The sequence below is a fragment of the Pantoea sp. AG702 genome, assembly GCF_003182295.1.
GTDB lineage: Bacteria > Pseudomonadota > Gammaproteobacteria > Enterobacterales > Enterobacteriaceae > Pantoea > Pantoea ananatis.
Genome location: NZ_QGTU01000007.1, coordinates 1 through 11,769 on the forward strand (window position 1 = coordinate 1; position 11,769 = coordinate 11,769).

General features: G+C 53.6%; 10 protein-coding genes. 3 read left to right on the top strand and 7 right to left on the bottom strand.

The annotated features are described in order from the left end of the window. Positions 1–334 precede the first annotated feature (334 nt). Genes hemG through pepQ form a run of 4 tightly spaced genes read right to left on the bottom strand, consistent with a single transcriptional unit; the run spans position 335 to position 4,321 of the window. Entirely contained in the window at positions 335–871 is a 537-nt protein-coding gene (gene hemG, locus DFO57_RS17060) for a menaquinone-dependent protoporphyrinogen IX dehydrogenase (RefSeq protein ID WP_014606970.1), read from the bottom strand. Positions 872–889: 18 nt separating this feature from the next. After that, the gene (gene trkH, locus DFO57_RS17065) at positions 890–2,341 is read right to left on the bottom strand and encodes a Trk system potassium transporter TrkH (protein ID WP_013024109.1); all 1,452 of its coding nucleotides are present in this window, start codon (positions 2,339–2,341) and stop codon (positions 890–892) included. A 31-nt stretch (positions 2,342–2,372) separates the two neighbouring features. After that, a complete protein-coding gene (locus DFO57_RS17070) occupies positions 2,373–2,990 on the bottom strand; it encodes an IMPACT family protein (protein ID WP_013024108.1) in 618 nt (205 codons plus the stop codon). Then, the gene (gene pepQ, locus DFO57_RS17075) at positions 2,990–4,321 is read right to left on the bottom strand and encodes a Xaa-Pro dipeptidase (protein ID WP_013024107.1); all 1,332 of its coding nucleotides are present in this window, start codon (positions 4,319–4,321) and stop codon (positions 2,990–2,992) included. The genes DFO57_RS17070 and pepQ overlap by 1 nt, the downstream gene beginning before the upstream one ends. 185 nt (positions 4,322–4,506) lie before the next feature. Here pepQ and fadB point away from each other — a divergent pair, with 185 nt between their 5' ends. Both fadB and fadA read left to right on the top strand, forming a co-directional pair. Next, positions 4,507–6,690, top strand: coding sequence for a fatty acid oxidation complex subunit alpha FadB (fadB, locus tag DFO57_RS17080; RefSeq protein WP_029569347.1), 2,184 nt, complete (start codon positions 4,507–4,509; stop codon positions 6,688–6,690). Between the two features lie 11 nt (positions 6,691–6,701). Next, on the top strand, positions 6,702–7,865 hold the full coding sequence (gene fadA / locus DFO57_RS17085; protein ID WP_029569346.1) for an acetyl-CoA C-acyltransferase FadA: 1,164 nt from the start codon (positions 6,702–6,704) through the stop codon (positions 7,863–7,865). Between the two features lie 66 nt (positions 7,866–7,931). Here fadA and fre read toward each other — a convergent pair whose 3' ends face one another. Both fre and ubiD read right to left on the bottom strand, forming a co-directional pair. Then, the gene (gene fre / locus DFO57_RS17090; protein ID WP_014595029.1) at positions 7,932–8,633 is read right to left on the bottom strand and encodes an NAD(P)H-flavin reductase; all 702 of its coding nucleotides are present in this window, start codon (positions 8,631–8,633) and stop codon (positions 7,932–7,934) included. A gap of 42 nt (positions 8,634–8,675) precedes the next feature. Beyond that, positions 8,676–10,160, bottom strand: coding sequence for a 4-hydroxy-3-polyprenylbenzoate decarboxylase (gene ubiD / locus DFO57_RS17095; protein WP_013024103.1), 1,485 nt, complete (start codon positions 10,158–10,160; stop codon positions 8,676–8,678). A gap of 301 nt (positions 10,161–10,461) precedes the next feature. Between ubiD and rfaH the strand changes: the two genes are divergently transcribed. Beyond that, positions 10,462–10,950 carry a transcription/translation regulatory transformer protein RfaH gene (gene rfaH, locus DFO57_RS17100; RefSeq protein ID WP_014606974.1) on the top strand — a complete coding sequence of 163 codons (489 nt, stop codon included), beginning with the start codon at positions 10,462–10,464 and terminating at the stop codon, positions 10,948–10,950. On the opposite strand, the gene tatD is transcribed toward rfaH, so the two are convergent. After that, positions 10,947–11,729, bottom strand: a complete 783-nt coding sequence (tatD, locus tag DFO57_RS17105) for a 3'-5' ssDNA/RNA exonuclease TatD (protein WP_029569344.1) — start codon at positions 11,727–11,729, stop codon at positions 10,947–10,949. The genes rfaH and tatD overlap by 4 nt on opposite strands. Positions 11,730–11,769 lie beyond the last annotated feature (40 nt).

Consider the following 11,769-nt stretch of genomic DNA (forward strand, 5'->3'; position numbering starts at 1 on the left):
TCGTGAGGCTTTGATATTTTTTACGTCCGGAGACGCTGATATCAATCCTGCGAGTGCCCACACAGATTGTCTGATAAATTGTTAAAGAGCAGTGCGAACAGCGGGTTAACCGTCTGTCGCGAGGTGGCGTATATTACGCTTTCCTCCTTCAGAGTCAACCTCTTTTTCAGAAGTTTTTCTCCGGCGGTTCAGTTGCCTGACCCTCTCAACACCGCATTCCGTAAGCCGTTGTGCCGTGTCGATGGAGGCGCATTATAGGGAGTTCGCGCGGCCTGACAAGGGTTAATTGCAAAAAGATTACTGTTCGTCTCAAATTTCGCCAAATCGCGTTATTTCAGTACGATTTGCCTGGTAACTGTGCAAAATCCCTGGCAAAACGCTGCACCTGTTGCCAGTCCGTGTATTCCACTTCTTTAGATGCATCCGTTTCACCGCCAGTCATCCGCATAATGAATTGAATCATGACCCGGTCAAACCAACGATAGCGCGGATAATAGAGTGCGCCAGCAAAGACGGCGCAGCAATCAGGCTGCCAGGGCGACTGTGCTAAAAACTTGACGGTATAAGCATTCGTTTCCGGCGAGCGCTTCTCAGGCTTGCGCGCCGTCAGGTTAACGGAGAAAAAGCCGCTTACGCGCTGCTGCAGTGCAAGCAGGTTGTGCTTAACAAATTCGTTTACGACAGGCTGGAAATGACCATAGCGGATTGAAGCACCAATCAACACCCGATCGTACTGCTGCCAGTCGAGTGTCTTTGCATCCTGGATATTGATGACATCGCAAGATTGCTGGCCCTTAATCTCATCAGCAATAGCCGAGGCTATTTTTTGCGTCTGACCATCGCGGGTGGAAAAGAGAATTAACGCTTTCATTATGTTCATCCTTATTCGTTATTCCCGCCAGAAGGTCGGCGTGAACAACACCAGCAACGTGAAAACCTCAAGGCGACCAAACAGCATAGTAGAAATCAAAATCCACTTAGCTACATCGTTCATTGAGGTGAAGTTATCGGCAACTACGCCCAGGCCCGGGCCAAGATTGTTTAACGTTGCCGCAACCGCAGCAAACGCAGAAAAATCATCAACGCCGGTAGCAATAATGGCCAGCATGCTGATCAGGAACACCAACGCGTATGCCGAAAAGAATCCCCATACGGCTTCAAGGATACGTTCCGGCAGCGCACGATTGCCCAGTTTGATGGTGTAAACCGCATTGGGATGGACAAGCCGCTTAAGCTCACGGTTACCCTGTTTGCACAGCAGCAGAATACGAATCACTTTTAAACCGCCGCCCGTAGAACCCGCACAGCCGCCAATAAATGCAGAACACAACAGCAACACCGGTAGAAACAGCGGCCAGCGCGCAATACTGTCCGTGGTGAATCCCGCAGTGGTTGCCATGGATACCACCTGGAAAAAGGCCTGGTTCAGCGTTTGCCAGCCACTGTCATACACATTGTGGAGCCACAAGACGATGGTGCAAATCAGCACCAGCGTCAGCTGCACCCCGATAAACATCCGGAACTCGGGATCGCGCCAGTAGGCTCGCAGATTGCGGTTGCTGAGTAATGAGAAGTGTAGGCCGTAGTTACAACCGGAGATCAGCAGGAACACCGCCACGATGGTGTTGATCGTTCCACTCTGGAAATAGCCGATACTGGCATCATGCGTTGAAAAACCGCCAATGGCGATAGTTGAAAAACTGTGGCCGATTGCATCAAAGGCAGGCATCCCGGCAAACCACAGGGCCAGCGCGCAGGCAATCGTCAGTAACACATAGATGAGCCAGAGCGTCTTGGCCGTTTCTGCAATGCGCGGGCGCATTTTGTTGTCTTTCAATGGGCCAGGCATTTCAGCACGATACAACTGCATGCCACCGACGCCCAGAATCGGCAGAATCGCAACTGCCAGCACAATGATCCCCATGCCGCCAAGCCACTGCAGCATCTGACGATAGAACAAAATGGCTTTAGGCAAGGAGTCCAGCCCCACCAGCGTCGTTGCGCCCGTGGTAGTTAATCCGGAAAAGGATTCAAAAAACGCGTCCGTAACGGACAGGTGCGGCTGTTCAGCAAAGATAAAGGGCATGGCACCGACGCTGCCCAGCACGGTCCAGAACAATACGACTATCAGAAACCCTTCGCGCGGCTTGAGTTCCGTTTTCTTCTTGCGGTTTGGCCACCACAATAACGAACCAATCACCAGGGCCATCATAAACGTCTGGCTGAAGGCGCGGCCCGCGCCATCCCGATAAATCAGCGCAACGAGGCCGGGTAAAATCATCGTTACCGAGAAGAGGATCACCAGCAGACCGACAATGCGGGTAATGGCGCGAAAGTGCATTAAGCCGTTCCTTTAATTAAAGAGAAGAACATCATGGTGTAAGCGGAAGAAGCGTTAACGCACCCCGGCTGAAGTCTGACAGGTTTTGCTTAAATCCATCAATATGTCCATAAGGCAATGCCAGCGTCATAGTGATACGGTCAAGATACTGACTTTCAGAAATGCTCCCTTCAAAGCGCTGCACCAGGCGCTCAATATCGCTCAACTGGGCGTAATCGCACTGTAACGTGAACAGTTTTACCGGAACTTTTCGCTGGCGCTCAAGCTGTTTCAATCCTTGTTGGACACCGCCGCCATAAGCCTTAACCAGGCCCCCCGTCCCCAACATAATGCCGCCGTAGTAGCGCACGACCACTGCCGTAATTTCTCCGATATCGGCACCCATTAACTGCGCGAGCATGGGTTTACCTGCCGTCCCGGAAGGCTCACCGTCATCGGAAAAGCCCAACTGCTGTGAGTCGTTGGGCGCACCTGCTACCCAGGCCCAGCAATGATGACGGGCAGTGGGATGATCCTGCTTTACCTGCTGGACAAAAGCCCGCGCCGCGTCCACGCCACAGGTGTGAGCCAGCAGCGTAATAAACCGGCTTTTTTTGATCGTCTCCTCGCTGACGCTGAGCGCCTGCGCAGGAATATCAAACGCCTCCATCAGGCAAGATGCAGGTCGCGCGTCATGTTTTCGACGCGGTTCGCATGGATAATCACGTTGTCCTCAATGCGGATACCGCCATAAGGCTTAAGCGCATCCAGTGCCTGCCAGTTAAAATGCGCGCTGAATTTGCCTTCTCGCAGCGGGGCCAGCAGTGAATCAATAATATAGAAGCCTGGCTCAATGGTTAACACCATCCCAGGCTGGATAACCCGGGTGCAGCGCAGATAAGGATATTGCTCTGGCGCGGCCAGGTGCGTACCGGTTTCATCCTGCATAAAGCCCGCGACATCGTGGACCTGCAAGCCCAGCGGGTGGCCTAAACCGTGTGGCATAAAGGGGCCGGTCAAATCCTCGGCTACCAGCGCCTCTTCGCTTATCCCGTGGACCAAATCAAACTTCGTCAGCAATTTCGCAATACGTTGATGCATTTGCAGATGATAATCGGTGTAGCGCACGCCCGCTTTCAGCGTAGCAATCAACGCCAGCTCTTCCGTATTCATCGCTTCAACCATTTTGGCATACAGCGTGCCGCTTTGTGCGGCATAACTGCGCGTCAGATCGGCGGCATAGCCTTGATATTCCGCTCCGGCATCAATCAAAAAACTGTAACGCTTAGCCGGTGGCTGATGGTCCAGTTTGGTGTAGTGCAACACGGCGGCATGCTCATTCAGGGCGATAATATTGCCATAGGGCACATCGGTATCGCGATGTCCGGTTGCCGTCAGGTAAGCCTGATTGATATCAAATTCACTCAGGCCGGCAGAAAAGGCCTCTTTCGCCGCACGATGCCCGGCCACGGCAATTTTTTGCGCCTGACGCATACAGCTGAGCTCGTAATCGGTTTTTATGCTGCGATGGTAATGCAGGAAATCGATCACGCCTTTTGGATTAATATTTCCCGCCTTAATCCCTAATTGCGCCGCACGTTCGATCACCGGGCCAATGTAGGCGACGTTTTCACGTTGGGCTGGCAGAAGATCGCCGATGGCATTCGCGTTTGCCAGGCCGATAATCTCAACGTCATCGGTCCAGAAACTGTGCGGAAGCGGTTCAACGTTATGCCAGTAATCCACCGGAGAGTAAAACCACAACTTCGGTTTGTTCACACCGTCAATCCACAACCAACAGTTTGGCACCTGGGTTACGGGCACCCAGGCCTTAAATTGCGGGTTAACCTTAAACGGATAAGTATGATCGTCCAGAAACACGGTGAGCAACTCGCCGGAATGGATCAGCATGGCATCCAGTTTATGACGTGCCAATACCTGCTGAGCACGTTGTTGCAAGGTCGTAATATGCGCGTGATACAAGCTTTTTAATGAATCCATTGCCGCCTCTCCAGTGTCCGGAAAAGCCGCAGTTTATCACAGCCGAAATACGGATGCCGGGTTCAGGGAGGCTGTGATCTTGTTAGCAAATAAACAAAGAGCTGTTTGCAAAAAATTAACATCGCTCCCAAACTCACGATCATCTGGTATGACCAGATCACCTTTCGCGGTTTCAGGAGACGTACATGCTCTACCAAGGCGCTAACCTCACTCTTAATCAGTTGGACGACGGCATTGTCGAGCTGGTGTTTGATGCCCCCGGCTCCGTTAATAAGCTGGATACACAAACCGTTGCCAGCCTCGGCGAAGCGATTGCTGTGCTGGAGCAACACGCCGATCTGCACGGCGTGCTTCTGAGCTCAGCCAAACCCGCCTTTATCGTTGGGGCTGACATCACCGAATTCCTTGCGCTTTTTGACGCGCCAACGGAAAAGCTGAGCCAGTGGCTGACCTTCGCAAACAGTATTTTTAATCGTCTGGAAGATTTACCCGTTCCCACCATCGCCTCGATCGATGGCTACGCGCTGGGTGGTGGCTGTGAATGTGTTCTGGCGACGGACTTACGGGTTGCCACGCCGACCGCCCGCCTGGGCTTACCTGAAACCAAGCTGGGCATCATGCCGGGTTTTGGCGGCAGCGTTCGCCTGCCTCGCCTGTTGGGTGCTGACAGCGCGCTGGAAATCATTGCGGCAGGTAAAGATATTGATGGTATGGCTGCGCTCAGGCTGGGTCTGGTCGATGCAGTTGTCAGCCCTGATAAACTGCGCGATGCAGCGCTGACGATGCTTAAAGCGGCAGCCAGTGATGGCAGTTGGCGGGCACGTCGCGCCCCTAAATTAGCCCCGTTAAAGCTGAGCCCTGTCGAGGCCGCAATGAGCTTTACAATCGCTAAAGGCATGGTCATGCAAACGGCCGGAAAACATTATCCTGCGCCGCTCACCGCCGTGAAGACGATCGAGGCCGCAGCCGCATTAGGACGTGACGATGCGTTAAAACTGGAAACGGCGGCGTTTGTTCCGTTGGCGCAATCGGATGTGGCCCGCGCGCTCGTCGGAATTTTCCTCAACGATCAGTACATTAAAGGGCTGGCAAAAAAACGCAGCAGCGAAAATGGTGCGCCGAAGCAGGCTGCCGTGCTGGGCGCCGGGATTATGGGTGGCGGCATCAGCTATCAGTCGGCGTGGAAAGGTGTGCCGGTCAAGATGAAGGATATTCATCCGCAGGCGCTGACCCTGGGCATGAACGAAGCCAGTAAGCTTCTGAACAAGCAGCTGGAGCGAGGTAAGATAGACGGGAATAAGCTGGCTGCCGTCATTGCCACCATTCAACCCACGCTGGATTATGCCGGATTTGATCAGGCCGATGTCGTGGTCGAAGCCGTGGTGGAAAACCCGCAGATCAAAGCCAGTGTGCTGGCTGAAACAGAAAAGCATATGCGCAGTGATGCCATCCTGGCCTCGAATACCTCTACGATCCCCATCAGCCAGCTGGCGCAGGCACTGCAGCGTCCCGAAAACTTTTGCGGTATGCACTTCTTTAATCCGGTTCCCCGTATGCCGCTGGTAGAAGTGGTTCGCGGAGAGAAAACCAGTGAAGCGACGTTGGGTAAAGTCGTGGCATGGGCCAGCAAGATGGGCAAAACCCCTGTCGTGGTGAATGACTGCCCAGGCTTCTTCGTAAACCGTGTTCTGTTCCCTTACTTTGCCGCGTTCGGCATGTTGTTGCGCGATGGTGCGGATTTCCGCCAAATCGATAAAGTGATGGAAAAACAGTTTGGCTGGCCGATGGGCCCTTCCTGGCTGCTGGATGTCGTGGGGATTGATACCGCACATCATGCACAAAGCGTGATGGCGGATGGTTTCCCACAGCGTATGAAAAAGGACTATCGCGATGCTATCGATATTCTGTTTGAAGCAAAACGCTTTGGTCAGAAAAACGGTAAAGGCTTCTGGCGTTGGGAAGAAGACAAAAAAGGGAAACCTAAAAAAGTCTCTGATCCCGAGGTCGATGCGCTGCTTGAACCTGCCTGCCAGCCTAAGCGGATCTTCAGTGATGAAGAAATCCTGAACCGCATGATGCTGCCAATGCTGAATGAAGTTGTCCGCTGTCTGGAAGAGAAGATTATTGCTTCACCTGCCGAGGCAGACATGGCGCTGGTGTACGGCCTGGGATTCCCGCCATTCCGTGGTGGGGCTTTCCGTTATCTCGACACGCTGGGTAACAGTAATGTCGTGGATCAGGCGAAACGCTATACGGCACTGGGCGGCCTGTATGAGCTGCCTGCCCTGCTGTCAGAAAAAGCGCGCCAACATGAAAGCTGGTATCCCGCCGTCAAACCGATTGATGAAGCCGCGTTCAGAAGCGCCTGAGGTGATAAAAAATGGAAAATGTAGTCATTATTGACGCAGTGCGCACGCCAATGGGCCGCTCGAAAGGCGGTGCCTTTCGTCACGTACGTGCTGAAGACCTGTCAGCGCACGTTATGCGTGAACTGTTAAGTCGGCATCCGGCAGTCAATGCTGCCACCCTGGATGACATCGTCTGGGGCTGCGTACAGCAAACGCTGGAGCAAGGCTTTAATATTGCCCGCAACGCCGCGCTGCTGGCCGAAATCCCGCATGTCGTACCCGCCACAACGGTCAACCGTCTGTGTGGATCCTCAATGCAGGCCCTACACGATGCCGCACGCGCCATTATGGTGGGAGATGCACATGCCTGTTTGATCGGTGGTGTGGAGCACATGGGACATGTACCCATGAACCATGGCGTTGATTTTCATCCCGGCTTAGGGCGTACCGTTGCGAAAGCGGCAGGAATGATGGGATTAACCGCAGAGATGCTGGCGCGCATGCACCACATTAGCCGCGAGCAGCAGGATGCATTCGCTTTGCGCTCCCATCAACGTGCCTGGCAGGCGACACAGCGCGGCGATTTCGCAAATGAAATTGTTGCGATACACGGCCACGACGCCGACGGCGTGCTGAAACGCTATGACTTTGATGAAGTGATCCGTGAAGATACCAGCCTGGAAGGCCTTGCGGCACTGCGACCTGCATTTGATCCCGTGACCGGGACGGTGACCGCAGGCACATCCTCAGCCCTGTCAGATGGGGCAGCCGCCATGCTGATTATGAGTGAAAGCCGCGCACGGGAGCTGGGGCTGAAACCCCGCGCCCGTATTAAAAGTATGGCGGTGGTGGGCTGCGATCCCTCAATCATGGGCTACGGTCCGGTGCCCGCCAGCAAGCTGGCGTTGAAACGCGCTGGGCTGAGCGTGAACGACATTGACATCTTCGAGCTCAACGAAGCTTTTGCAGCGCAGGTTCTGCCCTGCATTAAGGATTTGGGCCTGTCAGACAAACTGGATGAGAAGGTGAACTTAAATGGCGGTGCTATCGCACTGGGTCATCCACTGGGCTGTTCAGGCGCACGCATCAGTACGACGTTGCTGAATATTATGGAACGCCGCGATGCGCAGTTTGGTCTGGCGTCAATGTGTATTGGCCTGGGTCAGGGCATCGCCACCGTTATCGAACGCGTTTGATACGTTGGGACGTTATTGTGGGATTTACCCGCCTGTCAGGGGCGGGTTTTTTCTTGCTGCGCGAAATCAGATAAAGGCAAAGGCATCGCCATACATCTGTGATTCCACTGCGCCACGCTCAGAACAGAAGCGATCGCGCGCAATTTTTGCCATTTCAAAGCGCCCGGCGATATAAATCTCATGCTCACTCAGCGTAGTAAAGTCCTGCATGACGGCCGTTAATACGGTGCCAGAACGACCCTGCCAGCCTGCTTCAGGCTGTTCTACTACCGGAATTACTTTGAGATTAGGATGCTTAATGGCCAGCGCGTCCAGTTCATCCATATCGTACAGGTGTTTCAGCTCACGGCCGCCCCAGTAAATCGCAATGTCTCGATCAGGCTGTTGGGCAAGCGCCGTCAGTAAGATTGAGCGCGCATAGGAAAAGCCCGTGCCGCCCGCAATCAGGATTAACGGTTTATCACTCTCTTCGCGCAACCATGCGTCGCCGTGGGGAATATCAACAACGATTTGCCCGTCTTGCTGGATGCGATCCATCACGGCCATCGCATACAGGTTAAGCTCCGACGCGCCGATATGCAGCTCAATGATTTCGGTTTCCATTGGCGTAGAGGCTACAGAAAACGGACGCTTATCGCGCTCATCCATCACTACCATAAGATACTGTCCTGCACGAAAGCTAAATTCCGCTTCCGGAATCAGGCGAACGCGATACACCGTGTCGGTAATCGCTTCAACTGAAGTTACTTTACAGCTTAACGTTGTCATGCGTTCCCTCTGTCGGGTCGTCTTTATGGTTATTGCGCGCCATCAACGCTGTGATGGCTGTTTAAAAATACCGAGGTCATCCCAGATAGCGTCGATACGCGCAGTGACTGCCGGATCTTTAACAATCGGCGTGCCCCACTCTCGTTGTGTCTCGCCCGGCCATTTATTCGTCGCATCCAGGCCCATTTTAGAACCCAGTCCTGACACCGGTGACGCAAAATCAAGATAATCGATTGGCGTGTTTTCTACCAATACGGTATCGCGCGCCGGGTCCATACGCGTAGTAATTGCCCAGATGACGTCGTTCCAGTCACGGGCATTAACATCGTCGTCACACACAATAACAAATTTGGTGTACATGAACTGTCTAAGAAACGACCAAACGCCAAACATTACGCGCTTGGCATGACCGGCATACTGTTTTTTAATCGTGACGACCGCCAGCCGGTAGGAGCATCCTTCGGGTGGTAAATAAAAGTCGACGATTTCCGGGAACTGCTTAATCAGAATCGGCACCAGCACTTCATTTAACGCCACGCCAAGGACAGCTGGCTCATCTGGCGGACGTCCGGTGTAGGTCGAGTGATAAATAGGCTGATGCCGCTGAGTAATATGCGTTACGGTAAAAACCGGGAAGCTATCGACTTCATTATAGTAGCCCGTATGGTCGCCATAGGGGCCTTCCGGGGCCATATCGCCGGGTTCAATGTAGCCTTCCAGCACGATTTCCGCGCTGGCAGGCACTTCCAGATCGTTGGAAATACATTTGACCACTTCGGTTTTATTCCCCCGCAGCAGGCCCGCAAAGGCATATTCTGACAGCGTGTCCGGTACCGGGGTCACCGCGCCAAGAATTGTCGCCGGATCGGCACCCAGCGCAACAGATACCGGGAAACGCTCGCCAGGATGGGCTTTCGTCCACTCCAGATAATCAAGTGCCCCGCCGCGATGAGAAAGCCAGCGCATGATAAGACGGTTTTTACCAATCACCTGCTGGCGATAAATGCCCAGGTTTTGTCGCTCTTTATGCGGACCGCGGGTTACCGTGAGCCCCCAGGTAATTAAGGGTGCTGCATCGCCTGGCCAGCATTTCATGACCGGAATCCGCGTTAGATCGACCTCATCGCCGCTGAAGACCTCTTCCTGACAGGGTGCATTGCGCAACCTTTTGGTGGGCATATTCAGCACCTGCTTAAACTGCGGCATTTTGCTGAACAGGTCACGGAAGCCTTTTGGCGGCTCGGGTTCTTTGAGAAAGGCCAGCAGTTCGCCCACTTCTCGCAGTGCGCTAACCTCTTCCTGCCCCATACCCATCGCCACGCGCTTTGGCGTGCCAAACAGGTTGCACAGAACGGGCATGTCGTAACCCTTAGGGTTCTCAAACAATAATGCCGGGCCGCCTGCACGTAAGGTGCGGTCAGCAATTTCCGTCATTTCCAGTTCGGGGTCGATCTCGTGCGATATACGCTTCAGTTCACCACGCTGTTCAAGCAGCGCAATAAAGTCTCTTAAATCCTGATATTTCATGCGGCTTCAACTTTCCGGCCAGAGTGAATGGGCCATTATAGGGCTGATTGTGGGGATGTGTTGAGCTTTATGCGCCCCATCTTTTACCTGGCCTGTAACTTACAACGGTCAGGCTGGGTACGGCGATCGTTATTGCCCCGTGGGTTGCGAATGACTCACGTTTACTCACTTTATGCGGTGGCACTGATCATTCAGAACAATCTTAGTTTATTTTCCAGGCAACGCCGCGTTACAGGCCCCAATGCGCTATAACTCTGGCTGGAGGTTTGCTATTCTTAGCGTCCATTCATTGGGAGCAGTTATGGAATCCTGGTATTTACTCTATTGCAAACGTGGGCAGCTATTGCGTGCGAAAGAGCATCTTGAGCGGCAAGAGGTAAAATGCCTGAGTCCAATGATCGCGATGGAGAAGATCGTGCGCGGTAAGCGGACGACCGTTAGTGAGCCGCTGTTTCCAAACTATCTGTTTATCGAATTTGATCCGGAAGCCATTCATACCACGACCATAAGCAGTACGCGTGGCGTCAGCCATTTTGTGCGCTTTGGTACAACACCGGCAACCGTGCCCGCCCTGGTGATTGATGCCTTGCAAACCGACGTCCCCCAGACGTTGCTCGATCCCGAAACGCCGCAAAACGGTGATGAAGTGATCATCACCGAAGGCACGTTCGAGGGCTTGCGTGCGATATTCTCTGAACCGGATGGCGAAGCACGCTCAATTCTGTTGCTGAATCTGCTCAACAAGCAGGTCGTACGCAGCGTGGATAACCGGCAGTTCCGTAAAGCCTAAATCAGCCCGAACAGTTTACGCGCATTGTGATCCACCTGACGTGCCAGCATCTCGACATTCTCCCCGCGCCAGTTTGCGACCTGCTGCAGGATATGCGGCAAGAAGCAGGGTTCATTTCGTCTCGACGTGGGACGGGGACGCATATCACGCGGCAGAAGGTAAGGTGCATCCGTTTCCAGTAATAACCGCTCTGCCGGAATCAGTGGCAGCATCCCACGCAACGCGATACCTCGACGCTCATCGCATACCCAGCCCGTAATCCCTACCGACAGCCCCATGTCCAGGCAAGCGGTTAGCTCCTCGCGCGTGCCGGTAAAGCAGTGAATCACTGCAGCAGGCAATTTGGGCAGCCAGGGTTCAAGAACTGCCGCAAAGCGCTCGTGGGCTTCCCGGCAGTGAAGAAACACCGGCATATTAAGCTCTGCCGCCAGTGCCAACTGAGCGTCAAACGCATACTCCTGCTGCTGGTGAGCGGACAGGTTACGATTAAAATCCAGACCGCATTCACCTATTGCCACTACGTCTTTTTTCTGTGCCAGACGGCGCAGCGTGTTAGCAACGTCCGCTGACCATTCGCTGGCATGATGGGGATGCACGCCAGCGGTTGACCAACAATAATCCTGATGGGCCTCAGCCAGTTTCTGCGCCTGCTGACTTTCAAGTGCGTTGGTGCCGGTAATCAACATGCCGGTGACGCCCGCTTCGCGCGCGCGTGAGATCACCTTTTCCCGATCGGAGGCGAACTGCGTGCTGGTCAGGTTTACACCGATATCAAACATATTTTTTCCACTCTTTATCAATAACACCCTAAACAAAAAC